The sequence below is a fragment of the Pseudomonas sp. S2_E01 genome (genome assembly GCF_054668365.1).
This window is the reverse complement of sequence record NZ_CP162762.1, coordinates 1,198,841-1,211,453: the sequence shown is the minus strand read 5'-3', so window position 1 is coordinate 1,211,453 and position 12,613 is coordinate 1,198,841. Positions and strand designations below refer to the sequence as shown.

Below are 12,613 nucleotides of genomic sequence, written 5' to 3'. Positions count from 1 at the left end.
GCTCGCTCCCACAAGAATCTTCGGCGTTCTTATTGTAGGAGCTGGCTTGCCAGCGATCCGCGCAGCCGCCATCAATGCTCAAGCCCGGTTACGCAACCACTGCAAAAACCCCTTCTTCACCGCCACCTTCGGCACTTCTTCGGTCAACGTCTGCGCCCGATGCAAGCGGTAATCGAGCAACGCCTTCATTGCCTCGCCAATGTCGTGCCGTGCCTCGAGACAGGGCTTGAGGTAATCCTTCTCGATCCGGTACAGACTGCAAGCGGTCTTGGCGCTGAATTCGGCCGGCAGCGAAGTGTCCGACAGAATGCCGCCTTCACCGATCACCTCGCCCGGTCCCATGCGCCCGGATTCAAACTTGACCCCGGCGCGGGCCAGCGTGACTGTCACGACACCGGACTCGATGATAAACAAATGATCGCTGACCTCCCCGGCTGGCAGGATCGTTTCCCCGGCACGAAAGGTCTGCAGGGCCATGTGCTGGCTGAAGGTTTCCTTTTCCTCCTGGCGCAGGGTGGAGAAAATCGCCGAGCTTTCCAGCAACGCCCGTGGTCGTGAGAGGCCGGCCGACGTGTTTGGCTCCACGCTCGACAGCAGGCTGACGCCCGAAGCCTGCAAGTGGCGGAACGCAAGGTCGAAGAGCAGGTTGCGCACCATGCGCTTCTGATCCATCGAAACCACGAAGCCGCTGATTTCATATTCCACGCCGGTAGCGCTCGATCCCTTGAGCGCAACGCTCGGAGCGGGTTTGCTCAACAGATGCCGGCAGCCCTCGACCGCACGTTCCAGCGCATCGATCACCGTTTGCGGACGCGCGTGGGGGCTCAGTTGCAAACTGATCGACACGCCAAAGATGTCGCTGGGACGGCTGAAGTTGACGATCTTGGCCTTGGCCGCCAGCGAGTTGGGGATCACCGCCATGCTGCCCTGGGATGTTTGCAGGCGCGTGGCCCGCCAGTCGATATCGGTGACCCGGCCTTCGGTGCCGTCGATGGAGATCCAGTCATCGAGTTGATAGGGTTTGGTGGTGTTGAGCACAATGCCCGAAAACACGTCGCTGAGCGTACTTTGCAAGGCCAGGCCGACGATGATCGCCAACGCACCGGACGTGGCCAGTACGCCCTTGACCGGCAGGTCGAGCACGTAGGCCAGCGCGGCAATGATCGCAATCAGGAAAATCACCGCACCGAGCAAATCCTGAAGCAGGCGCCCGGTGTGCCCGACCCGCTGCATCATCCCCGCGCCGATCAGTACTGTCAGTGTGCGCGCGCCGAACAGCCACCAGCCAATCTGCAAGCCGGTGGCCGCCAGGTGCAACGGGACATTATCGGCCCACGGCGCCGGCTCCAGCGGGTTCAAGCCTTCGTTGAACAGCAGAATGCTGAACAGCGAAAAAATCAGCAGGCGCACCAACAGTTTCCAGTTGCTGCCATTGGCGCTGATCAGGCGCCACAACCCCAGGTCGATCAGGATCAGGATCAGCGCACAGATCAGCGGGTGATTGGTAAGCAGTGACAGCATCGAACGGCTCCTGCCGGATACGGATGGCCACAGTGTAGGAGCAATCACAGGTCCTGGAGCAATACAAAAATGCGGGTTTGTGCAGCGCTCGGCAACCGTGCCTCAACCGCCCATCCGCCCGAAGCGCCCCGACTGGAAATCCGCGAACGCCTGGTGAATTTCCTGCTCGCTGTTCATGACGAACGGACCGTGGCCGACGATGGGCTCGTCGATCGGTTCACCGCTGAGCAACAACACCACGGCATCATCGTTGGCTTCCAGGCTCAGTTGCTTGCCGTCACGCTCGAACAACGCCAATTGCCCCTGGCGCACCAGCGCCTCGCCGTTGACCTCCACCGTGCCGCGCAACACCACCAGCGCCGTGTTGCGCCCCTCGTGCAGATCGAGGGTCAGCAACTGGCCACCCTTGAGGCGCAGGTCCCAGACGTCCACCGGGGTGAACGTGCGCGCCGGACCGGTGTGGCCGTCGAACTCACCGGCGATCAGGCGCAGGCTGCCGGCCCCGTCCTTGAGCGGGATGCTCGGAATGTCGGCGTCGAGAATCGTCTGGTAACCCGGATCGGCCATCTTGTCTTTGGCCGGCAGGTTGACCCACAACTGCACCATCTCCAGGTTGCCACCGGTTTGGGCGAAGCTATCAGAGTGGAACTCTTCATGGAGAATCCCTGAGGCAGCGGTCATCCATTGCACGTCTCCCGGGCCGATCGTGCCGCCGCTGCCCGTGGAGTCTCGGTGCTGCACTTCGCCCTCATAGACGATGGTCACCGTTTCAAAACCGCGATGCGGGTGCTGGCCGACGCCACGTCGCTCGGTGGTGGGCGAGAATTGCGCCGGGCCGGCGTGGTCCAGCAATAAGAACGGGCTGATATGTTCAGCCAGGTTGTCGTAGGAAAACAGCGTACGCACTGGGAAGCCGTCGCCGACCCAATGGGTTCGCGGGCTGGTGTAGATGCCAATGATATTTTTCATGCTTTCTCCAATTCTGTAGCTTGACCCATGGATAAAGCTTAAAACTCAAACCAATGATGCGCTAGACGGCGAAAACAGGCTTCATCGTTCTACTGGGAGAACAGTGGTAAAGGAGCAGGCCCCGCGAATTCTGCGTATTAAACATTCGTCGAGACTTGCTTGGCTCCCAAAGGCATCGCGTCGAACGGGGATTGATCATCAACCTTGGGCGAGACGATGTTCCAGGTATGTCATGGCCTGCTGCAACTGATCGACGGCCCCATCGATTTGCGACTCACGACCATCGCCGCAGGCACGCTCCAGCGCCTCGCAGCACTCGATCAGGGTCTGCGCCCGGACCATCAACGCCCCACCCTTGATGCGGTGCGCCAGCGCACTCAAGGCCGACTCGTCATGCGCGGCATGCGCCTTGAGCAGTTCCTCCCGGTCAGTGCGGTTGCTCAGCACCAGGTCGCGCAGCAACTGTTCGATCAGCTCATGATCCTCACCGACATAGTGCTGCAGACCGCTCAAGTCTATTTCGGAACAAGCGCCTGGCGACTCGATGCTCGCCCCCCTGGGCTCCGCACTGAATCTGGCGGCCAGCCAGGCGGCCAGGTCCGCCAGGCGAATCGGTTTGAACAGGCAGTCGTCCATCCCCGCCTCGATGCAACGCGCCTTTTCACTGGGCTGCGCGTTAGCGGTGAACCCCAGGATCAGGGTGCGTGGCAATCCTTGCTCACGCTCCTTTTCGCGGATCGCTGCTGTCATCTCATAGCCGCTGAGCACCGGCATGTTGCAGTCGGTGATCAGCACATCGAAGGCTGCCTGGCTCCACTTCTCGAAGCCTTGCCGACCCTCTTCAGCCGCCGTGACACGATGCCCCAGATAATTCAGCTGGCGGGTCATCAACAACCGGTTGGCCGGGTAATCGTCGACCACCAGGATCGTCAACGCACGTGTCTGTACTGGCGCCGACGGCTCGGGTGACTGGCTGTTGGCAACAGGTTTCAACAGCGGCAGTTCGAGGCTGATATCGATCCGCGTCCCCCGGCCCATTTCACTGTCGAGTTGCAGCCGGCCACCCATCATTTCGCACAGGGTTCGGCTGATCACCAACCCCAGGCCTGAGCCCTGCTGACCGGACTGCGGGGTATTGCTGGCCTGGACGAAGGGGCTGAACAGTCGCTGTTGATCAGCCGCACTGATACCGATACCGGTGTCTTCGATGCACAGGCTAATCGCCAGATAGCCCGAGCTCTCAGGTTCGACCTGCAAGAGCAGGCTCACTTCACCCCGGCGGGTAAACTTGATCGCGTTGCTCAGCAAGTTGGACAGCACCTGCTTGAAGCGCGTGGGGTCGATCAGTACGTCGCAGGCGCTTTGCTCGTCCAGTTCGACACGCCACTCCAGGTTTTTCTGGCGCGCCAGCCCCTCGAACACCCGGCACACCGATGCCACCAGCGCGCGCAGGTTGGTCCGTTCCGGCGTCAGGGACAAATGCCCGGACTCGATACGCGCGATGTCCAGGATGTCACCGATCAACGCCAGCAACTGTTGCCCGGCATTGGACGCCACTTCGATGGCGCCACGGTCGGTGATGCCGTCGTCGGCACGCTTGAGCGCCAGTTCGAGCATACCCAGCAGCGCGTTCATCGGCGTACGGATTTCATGGCTCATGGTTGCCAGGAAGGTGGTCTTGGCCCGATTGGCGTCGTCCGCCGCTTCCTTGGCTTCCTGCAATTGACTGAGCAATTGCTGGCGCATGCGAATCTGGCGACGCTGCCAGGCGATCCAGGCTAGCGCCAGTAACAGCAAGACGCCAACACCGGCAAAGGCCTGGAGGATGTTCAAGCGGTGACGCAACCAGAAGCTCTGCTCGACCATCAGGTCGTTGCGCCAGTACCCAGTCATTTCATCGATCTCTTCCGGGGCGATGCTGAGCAGGGCCTTGTCCAGGATCGAATGCAACTCCACCGCATCGCGGCCGGTGGCCAGCGTGGCGCGGGCCGGATCTGTGCCGACCGTGCTGGTCACTTGCAATCGGTCCCGGTACTGGCGGGAAATCATGATCCGTGCGCTGATCAGCGAATTGATCGCGCCGTCTGTCTTGCCCTGCGCGACCATTTCCATGCCGTCCGCGGTCAAGGGAGCATTGACCAGCTCGACCTGTGCAAAGTGCTGGCGAACGAACTCGCCGGCACTGTTGCCCTGGGTCACCGCCAGCCGCTTGCCCGCCATCTCATCCAGCGTCCGGGGGCCGTCTGGTCCTATGCGAGTCACCAGCACATTCGGGCTCGTAAGGAAGGGTCGGGTGAAGCGCAGATCGGCTTCGCGCTCGATGCTGGGGCTTGCCCCCGCCACGATGTCGATCTGTCCGGTCTTGATCTGATCGAGCATTTCAGCGATTGAACTGGCGGGCTGGAGGTCAAACTTCAACCCGGTACGCAAACTGATTTTACCCAGCACATCAATACTGATGCCGCGGTACTTGCCCTCACTGTCGATAAATGAAATCGGCATCATGTTTTCGTTGATCGCCACTTTCACATGGGGATGCTGCTTGATCCAACGTTGCTCCGCCATGCTCAATTGCAACGGTTGGGTGCCGGCAATGGACGCACCGCTGGCCCCCCACCGCCGCAGGATATTGATGCGTTCATTGGTCGGAACCGCCGCCAGCGCCTGGTTCACGATGCGTTTGAGTTGCACGCTGTCACTGGCCATCGCGAACGCGAAGCGCCCCGATTCCATGGGGGAAAAGTCCGCCAGCTGCACGTTGTTCAGGTAATTCTTGCTGATCAGGTGATGGGCGCTGATGGCGTCGCCAATAAACACGTCCGCCTGGCCGAAGGCTACGGCACCCACGGCTCCCAGCGTCGAAGGAAAGAGTTGCACATCGGCCTTGGGATAAAACGCTCGCACCTGTTGTTCGGGCAGGTAGTGGTACAACATTGCCAGGCGTTTGCCGGCCAGGTCCGGGTCCAGGGGAAGCGTCGCGTCGGTGCGGGTCACCAGTACGGGTTGATCGTCGGCGTAAGCGCTCGATTTGCTTAACGTCGGGTCCTGGGTCTCATAACGATTGGCCGTTCCCAGAAGATCGACCGTCCCTTGCTTGATGGCCTGTACCGCATCGTCGCGAGAGGCGTAGCGCTGGACCACGATGTCCACGTGCAGAAGTTGCTGGAGCAAGCCGGCGTAGTCCGCCGTCAAGCCTTCGTAGTCGGAACCGGTGGTGGTGATGTCGAAGGGGGGGTAATCGGGCGCGGTGACGGCCAGTACCAGTCGGCCTTTCTGTTGCAACCAGCGTGAATCGGCCTCCGAGAGCTTGATGTCATGGCCATCGACGCTCGAGCGCCCCAGCAGCGTGAGGACCTGTGGCTGCGCACCCACGCCGACCGCCCAAAGGCCGCTCGCCAGGAAGAAGACGATCGAACAACCGTATCGGCGTAATGTGTTCATTCAGATCAGATGATTGCGTTTGGCGAAATCCCTCAGGTGAACCTTGGATTCCACATTGAGTTTTTCCACCACGCGGGTCTTGTAGGTGCTGACCGTCTTGTGGCTCAGGTTCATGAGTTCGGCGATGTCCTTGTTGCCCTTGCCCCTCGCCAGATGCTGGAAGATCGTCAACTCACGATCCGACAGTTTGTCGATCATCTCCTTTTCGCTGCGTTCCAGCGCGCTCATCGAAACCGAGCTGGACCGTAGCTGGATAAAATAGGAATACCCGGCCCGGACCGCATGGATAGCCTTGTGCAGATGTTGCAGGTCGTTGGTCTTGGACACATACGCCACGGCACCGGCACGCATGCAACGCTCCTGGTAATAGTCCGCATCCTGGCCGGTGAAGACAATGACCCGACACCGTACGTCGCTGGCCTGGATCCTGCCCAGCACACCCAGCCCGTCGAGACCGGGGATATCCAGATCCAGCACCACCACCTCCGGTTTGTGCTCCCGTATCGCCGGCACCACCTCGTTGCCGCTGGATACCTCGATGATCCGGCTGAATCCCTCCTGTTTGAGCAGGATCCTGACTGCAGCGCGAACCACCGGATGATCGTCCGCTATCACGACTGAACTCATGGCAACTCCCTGTGCAAATACACAACCTTTGGACAAAAAATCTCCAAGGTAGACCCCGAATTAGACGCAGTGCTGCGCGAAGACTCTTGCATGTCTCGAAGCGCAGGACTAGCTGACAGAAATGACAGTGCCGACGAGCGGTTGCCTCGACTCAATAACGGCCATTGATCGCTCAATGAACGGCAGTTCAGGCATCGCAGACCCGATGACGTGAATTTTTTGCTGTCCGCGAGCGGATACAGGCGGTGACTGAGGGGCGTCGTCGCCATAGATCAAAGCGTGATGAACCTGTGGATGATCGAGGAAGAAGTCGAACAGGTTCAGCTCGCCCCGGGCCATCGAGGCGTTGATGACCACAAGGTCGAAGGGCACGCTCCCGTAATCGACCAGGGTCAGCAACTCCGCCAGACTGTGCACAGGCACCACCCGGTAATAACCGAGCTGGTTGAAGAGGCGCTCGATTCGCATGCGTTGAAAATGTTGCTCGTCGGCAATCAGGATACGTAACGCTTTGTTCGACAACCGGGACCACCAGAAGAAGTTCAGTTCGGAAGGCTGCAAGACTACGGAAGAGACATAGAGCTTTCTGTAGGACTATTCCGAAATTCCCGGTATCTAATCGGCTATGCCCTGCAAGGTGCCGGAGCCCACCTGCGCACAGGCAGGTAGGACCCGTACCCAACGCCTATTGCCAGCCAAACCGGCGAATGTAAAAACCCTTTACTGCCTGGGTCAGCGCCATGTAGGCGAGCAGGATCGCCGGCAGGAACACGAAGTACAGCGATGGCAGCGCCTGCAACTTGAAGTAATGCGCCAATGGTCCCATCGGCAGGAAAATGCCCACGGCCATGATAATCGCGGTCATCGCCATCAGCGGCATGGCCGCCCGGCTTTGCAGGAACGGGATCTTCGGCGTGCGGATCATGTGCACGATCAACGTCTGGGTCAGCAGCCCGACCACGAACCAGCCGGATTGGAACAGGGTCTGGTGGTCCGGGGTGTTGGCGTCGAACACGTACCACATCAGGGCGAAGGTGCTGATGTCGAAGATCGAACTGATCGGCCCGAAGAACAGCATGAACCGCCCGACATCCGTCGGCTGCCAGCGTTGCGGTTGCTTGAGCATCTCTTCATCGACGTTATCGAACGGGATGGCGATTTGCGAAATGTCGTAGAGCAGGTTCTGCACCAGCAGGTGCATCGGCAGCATCGGCAGGAACGGAATGAACGCACTGGCCACGAGCACCGAGAACACGTTGCCGAAGTTCGAGCTGGCCGTCATCTTGATGTACTTGAGCATGTTGGCGAAGGTGCGGCGCCCCTCCAGCACGCCCTCCTCCAGCACCATCAGGCTTTTTTCCAGGAGAATGATATCTGCCGCCTCCTTGGCGATGTCCACGGCGCTGTCCACCGAAATGCCGATGTCGGCGGTGCGCAACGCCGGAGCATCGTTGATGCCGTCGCCCATGAAGCCGACCACATGGCCATTACCCTTGAGCAAACGGACGAGGCGTTCCTTGTGCGTGGGTGTCAGCTTGGCAAAGACGTTGGTGGTTTCCACGACCAACGCCAGCTCGGCATCTGTCATTCCCTCGATGTCATTGCCCAGCAGCAGGCCTTGCTGTTCCAGACCGACCTCCCGGCAGATCTTCGCGGTGACCAGCTCGTTGTCACCGGTCAACACCTTCACCGCCACGCCATGCGCGGCGAGGGCCTTCAAGGCCGGCGCGGTGCTCTCCTTTGGAGGATCGAGGAATGCCACATAACCGATCAGCGTCAGAGCCTGCTCATCCGCCAGGCTGTAGGCGTCGCGATCTTCGAGCATCGGCCGGGCGGCAACCGCCACCACGCGCAAACCCTCGGCATTGAAGGCGGCGGTGACCTGGCGAATCCGCGCCAGCAAGTCATCGCTCAGCGCTTCATCGACCACGCCATGACGCACCCGGGTGCACACCGCCAGCACTTCCTCCACCGCGCCCTTGCAGATCAGCAGGTGCGAATGATCATGTTCGGCGACCACCACCGACATGCGCCGACGGGTAAAGTCGAACGGGATCTCGTCGACCTTGCGAAATGCCGTCCCCACCTTCAATTGCCGGTGGACCTCGACGTGTTCAAGCACCGCAACGTCCAGCAGATTTTTCAATCCGGTCTGGTAGTAGCTGTTGAGGTAGGCCATTTCCAGCACGTCATCGCTGTCGTTGCCCCAGACATCGACATTGCGCGCGAGGAAAATTTTGTCCTGGGTCAGGGTGCCGGTCTTGTCGGTGCACAGCACGTCCATGGCACCGAAGTTCTGGATCGCATCCAGGCGCTTGACGATGACCTTTTTGCGTGACAGGAAGACCGCGCCCTTGGCCAGGGTCGAGGTGACGATCATCGGCAACATTTCCGGGGTCAGGCCCACGGCAATCGACAGCGCGAACAGCAGCGCCTCGGTCCAGTCGCCCTTGGTGAAACCGTTGATGAACAGCACCAGCGGCGCCATGACGAACATGAAGCGGATCAGCAGCCAACTGATGTTATTGACCCCGGTCTGAAACGACGTCGGCGCACGATCCGTCGCCCCGACCCGCTGGGCAAGCGCGCCAAAATACGTGCTGTTGCCGGTGGTCAGGATCAGCGCAATCGCCGTGCCCGAGACCACGTTGGTCCCCATGAACAGAATGTTGTCCAGGTCCAGCGGATTGCGGGTGTCGGCGTCCTGCTGGTGGCGGAATTTCTCCACCGGCATCGATTCCCCGGTCATGGCCGCCTGGCTGACGAACAAGTCCTTGGCATTGAGTATCCGGCAATCGGCGGGAATCATGTCGCCAGCCGACAGCACGATCAGGTCGCCTGGGACCAGCAGTTTGATCGGCACCTCCGTGCGCAGCGCATCACGACGCATCACCGTGGCCGTGTTGCTGACCATCGCCTTGAGCGCGTCGGCCGCCTGGTTGGATTTGCTTTCCTGCCAGAAGCGCAGCAGCGTGGACAGCACCACCATCGAGAAAATCACGATGGCGGCTTTCAAGTCCTCGGTGAGCCAGGAAATCACCGCGAGCAAGGTCAGCAGCAGGTTGAACGGGTTCTTGTAGCAATGCCACAAGTGCACCCACCACGGCAGCGGTTGCTCGTGCTCGACTTCGTTGAAGCCGAACTGTTCGCGAAGCGTATCGGCCTCGGTTTCACTCAGGCCATCGGTATGGCTGCCGAGCTGCGCCAGCACTGCACCGGTGTCGCTGTTGGCGGCGCTCACCAGCGTTTGCGCCAAGGTGGGCGGCACCTCGCGGCTGACCGTGGTGTCGGTGAAGGTTTCCAGCAATGCCAGTCGCCGGAAGTGGCGGGCAAAGTGGCGAGTGCGCAGGAATCCGGCGAAGAATTCCTTGAGCAGGGTCAGGTTCATGGCAGTTCCCCCAGGTTGGGCCGGGAAACCTTCGAGCGGGCGTGCAAGAGCGCCGCGACAACGACCGGAGTCGAAATCACGCAGGGTTCAGCGTCGATGAGAGGACGTCGGGAACCGGGCCGGGACCGGCCAGGTATCGGGATGCCGCTGCTCGCTTTTACGGCGAGACGACGGCACGGAAAATCAGTGCATTATCTTGCCGGGAAATTGCCGGTTACTAAAACCGGCCGACTACTGTCACTCGAACAAGTACCCACTGTGGGTCTCCGCAATTGATGAAAACGCGCGAAGCTTACGCCCCGATTTATGGAGAGTAAACGAAGGTTTGGGAGTCGGTGGGGGAATTGCGGGGTTCTTCAGGGAGGGTTCAGGAATGGGGATTTTGGGGTGATTGTGAGGGCCCCATCGTCGGAACGCCGCCCGGAGCCAGCCCGCTCCTACAGTGTGGGGGTGTTCACCACAAACCTGTAGGAGCGAGCTGGCTCCGGGCGGCGTTCCGACGATGGCGTCGCAATTGTCAGCTGGCAGTGGCCAACAACAAATCCGCCACCGACCGCCCATGCCCGCGATGCTTGCCGTGCTCATACAGCGACCCGGCAATCTCATCGGCACGGATTGGCAGGATAGACAGCAAGGTATCGCTCAAGCCATGGCTCGCCTGGCAGAAGCCCTGCATGTAGAGGCCGGCCTTGCAGCGCTCGTCGGTGATCAGTTTGTAATGGCGGTCCACTTCGAAGTCACCCAGATACTCTTCCAGCGGCGCCAACAACTGGCGGTGCATCTGCCGCTCGTATCCGGTGGCGAGCACCACCGCGTCGTACTGCCGGGCCGTCACGTCACCGGTGGCGTTGTTGCGCACCACCAGTTCAATGCCACGCGCGGTGACGGTGGCCTTTTCGACCGTGGTCAGGGTCCGGAACGCATGGCGGGCGATGCCCGAGACTTTCTGCCTGTAGAAGATGCCGTAGATGCGTTCAATCAAGTCCAGGTCCACCACCGAATAATTGGTGTTGTGGTACTCGTTGACCAGGCGTTCGCGCTCGCTGCTGTCCTGCTGGAACACCAGGTCGGTGAATTCCGGCGAGAACACCTCGTTGACGAACGGGCTGTCATCCGCCGGCTTCAGTGCCGAGCCACGCAGAATCATGTCGACCTGCACCGACGGGAAGCTGTCGTTCAAATCGATGAAAGCTTCCGCTGCGCTCTGCCCGCCACCGATGATCGCAATGCTCATGGGTTGGTTGTTCACGCACGGCTGCTGGGCCATCCGGGACAGGTATTGTGAGTGGTGAAAAACCCGCCCGTCATCCTTCAGCGCCTTGAACGCCTCGGGAATACGCGGCGTACCACCGGCACTGACCACCACAGAGCGGGCGCTGCGCACATGCTGCTGGCCCTGGATATCCCGCGAGATCACCCGCAATGCATCAACCTGCTGGCCGTGCACCACCGGCTCGATGGTCAGCACTTCTTCGCCGTAACGACTCTGCTCGGCAAATTGGCCGGCGACCCAGCCCAGGTAATCGTTGAACTCCATCCGGCATGGGTAAAACGTACCCAGGTTGATGAAATCCACCAGACGCCCGTGCTGTTTGAGGTAATTGACGAAGGAGTACGGGCTGGTCGGGTTGCGCAGGGTCACCAGGTCCTTGAGGAACGAAATCTGCAATTCGCTCTGGGTCACCAGGGTGTCGCCATGCCAGCGATAGTGGGCCTGTTTGTCCAGAAACAGCACATCCAGCGCGCCCTGGCTCGCGGCACGTTCCTGCAAGGCGATGGCCAGGGCCAGGTTCGAGGGGCCGAAACCCACACCGATCAGGTCGTGAACGAGGGGCGATGCAATTGCCTGTGTCATTTCCAGTGTCCTCTGGATGAACCGCTCAACCGCGGGGATTAAACCTCAATGACTTGATCTGCCCGGAGCAGAACTGCAAGTCGTCTGTTGATAGAGAACGAGGACAGTGAAATAAAATTTAATCCGACTGGCGTGCGATCAGTGCGCCTCCCACTGGCGCATCTGCACGCGGCAATGCTTCATCGCGTTGACGATGTGCTTTTCCACCAGCGCCCGGGAAATCCCCAGGCGCTCGGCGATTTCCGGGTGCGACAAACCTTCGATCTTGCGCAGCAGGAAGCTCTCGCGGCAAGGCTTCGGCAATTCGGCCAGGGCGCGCTGAAGCATCTCGAGGCGCTGGCCGTGATCGAGGCTGTTATGAGGGGATGGGATGAAATAGCGCTCTTCGTTGTCGAGCACCTCAAGCGATTCGACCTGACGCAGGGCGTTACGCCGATGTTCGTCGATCACCAGATTGAGCGCAGTGCGATAGAGAAATGCCCGGGGCTGCTCGATCGGCGTGTTACTGGAACGCTCCAGGACTCGCAGATAAGCGTCATGCACCACATCTTCGGCCACCTGACGGTTGCCCAGCTTGGCGTTGAGGAAACACACCAGCTCGCGGTAGTAGTTTTCCAACCATGACTCCCGGCCGCACGCATGCGACATCTGTCCTTGCGCCAGACCCGCAACCGCCCAATAGGCAGTGGCACGATAGTGGCAATTCTAAGGTGTAATTTATAGTAATTCTCATATAGATTTAAAGTGTTGTTTGAGTTTGCCTACCGAATCGTCATTTCCTACACACCTGTAACTCTGTGTGTCTGCGGTTA

The 12,613-nt window shown here is 60.1% G+C and carries 8 protein-coding genes; all 8 read right to left on the bottom strand.

Annotated elements, in window-relative coordinates:
• Positions 1-78: 78 nt before the first annotated feature.
• The 8 genes from AB4O36_RS05490 to AB4O36_RS05455 all read right to left on the bottom strand — a co-directional run bounded on the left by AB4O36_RS05490 (position 79) and on the right by AB4O36_RS05455 (position 12,419).
• The gene (locus AB4O36_RS05490; protein WP_460122287.1) at positions 79-1,521 is read right to left on the bottom strand and encodes a mechanosensitive ion channel domain-containing protein; all 1,443 of its coding nucleotides are present in this window, start codon (positions 1,519-1,521) and stop codon (positions 79-81) included.
• Between the two features lie 102 nt (positions 1,522-1,623).
• A complete protein-coding gene (locus tag AB4O36_RS05485) occupies positions 1,624-2,490 on the bottom strand; it encodes a pirin family protein (protein WP_460122285.1) in 867 nt (288 codons plus the stop codon).
• 198 nt (positions 2,491-2,688) lie between these two features.
• Complete coding sequence (locus tag AB4O36_RS05480) at positions 2,689-5,931, bottom strand: transporter substrate-binding domain-containing protein (RefSeq protein ID WP_460122283.1); 3,243 nt, start codon at positions 5,929-5,931, stop codon at positions 2,689-2,691.
• Positions 5,932-6,558 carry a response regulator gene (locus AB4O36_RS05475; RefSeq protein ID WP_460122281.1) on the bottom strand — a complete coding sequence of 209 codons (627 nt, stop codon included), beginning with the start codon at positions 6,556-6,558 and terminating at the stop codon, positions 5,932-5,934.
• A 108-nt stretch (positions 6,559-6,666) separates the two neighbouring features.
• On the bottom strand, positions 6,667-7,080 hold the full coding sequence (locus tag AB4O36_RS05470) for a response regulator (RefSeq protein WP_460122279.1): 414 nt from the start codon (positions 7,078-7,080) through the stop codon (positions 6,667-6,669).
• A 163-nt stretch (positions 7,081-7,243) separates the two neighbouring features.
• Complete coding sequence (gene mgtA, locus AB4O36_RS05465) at positions 7,244-9,946, bottom strand: magnesium-translocating P-type ATPase (protein ID WP_460122277.1); 2,703 nt, start codon at positions 9,944-9,946, stop codon at positions 7,244-7,246.
• 517 nt (positions 9,947-10,463) lie between these two features.
• Complete coding sequence (locus AB4O36_RS05460; protein WP_460122275.1) at positions 10,464-11,801, bottom strand: lysine N(6)-hydroxylase/L-ornithine N(5)-oxygenase family protein; 1,338 nt, start codon at positions 11,799-11,801, stop codon at positions 10,464-10,466.
• A 138-nt stretch (positions 11,802-11,939) separates the two neighbouring features.
• The gene (locus AB4O36_RS05455) at positions 11,940-12,419 is read right to left on the bottom strand and encodes a sigma-70 family RNA polymerase sigma factor (RefSeq protein WP_460122273.1); all 480 of its coding nucleotides are present in this window, start codon (positions 12,417-12,419) and stop codon (positions 11,940-11,942) included.
• Positions 12,420-12,613: the final 194 nt, after the last annotated feature.